A 760-nucleotide genomic window follows, 5' to 3' on the forward strand; every position below is an offset into this window, starting at 1 on the left:
TAGGGGCTTAGGAAGCAAACGCGGTTAGAGGGGCTGTTGGCGGAGTAATTTAAGGAGCAGTTTGTACAGGTCTTCGTAGCGGTGATTGAAACGAAATTCACACTCTTTCAAATGCAGCAAAAGGGTGTGCTTGGGTACGCCCTTGAACTGCTGGAGGCGGGCTTTGGCGAAGCTCCAGAAGGACTCGATACCGTTAATGTGCGAAGCGCCGCCCACGAATTCATCCTGGCCGTGGCGCACGCGGAAGTGGCGGTCAAAGCCCACGTCCACCAGCCCATCATAGCCGCGCCAGCCGTCGGTGTTGACCATGGCAGCCACGTCGATTTTGCCGCGTATGATGGCCTGCAAGGTCTTTTTCGAGCAGTCGGGCACGATTTCCGTGTACACTACACCTGCCCGCCGCGTTTGAACAGGCCGAAGACGATAGTTTTGCCGCTGGCCCCGCGGCCCCGTTTGCCGCGCACCCGGCGCGGACCGAAGTAGCGCTCGTCGAGTTCGACCGCCCCGTCGAGTTCGGCCGGCACGGGGCTGCAGGCCAGGAGACGGTGGCGCAGCAGCAGGTAAATGTCATTGACAGCCCGCACGCTCAGGCCCGTGAGTCGGGCCGTATCCGAGGCCGTCAAATCCAACGCAAACAGGCGCAACAAGTAGCGAAATTTGACCTCTGAAATTTTGCTGCACTTATAGTAGCGGTTAGCTGCTTGCATAACAGGAAGTTATGCCCCATTTTCTGAAATTTGCTTCCTAAGCCCCTTGTTTA

The 760-nt window shown here is 57.6% G+C and carries 1 pseudogene; it reads right to left on the bottom strand.

Features of this window, described 5'->3' with window-relative positions:
• Window positions 1-24: 24 nt before the first annotated feature.
• Window positions 25-707 (bottom strand): annotated as a pseudogene (locus tag HW556_RS18400) (IS1595 family transposase).
• Window positions 708-760 lie beyond the last annotated feature (53 nt).

The sequence above is a fragment of the Hymenobacter terrestris genome (assembly GCF_013377905.1).
Taxonomy (GTDB): Bacteria; Bacteroidota; Bacteroidia; order Cytophagales; family Hymenobacteraceae; genus Hymenobacter; species Hymenobacter terrestris.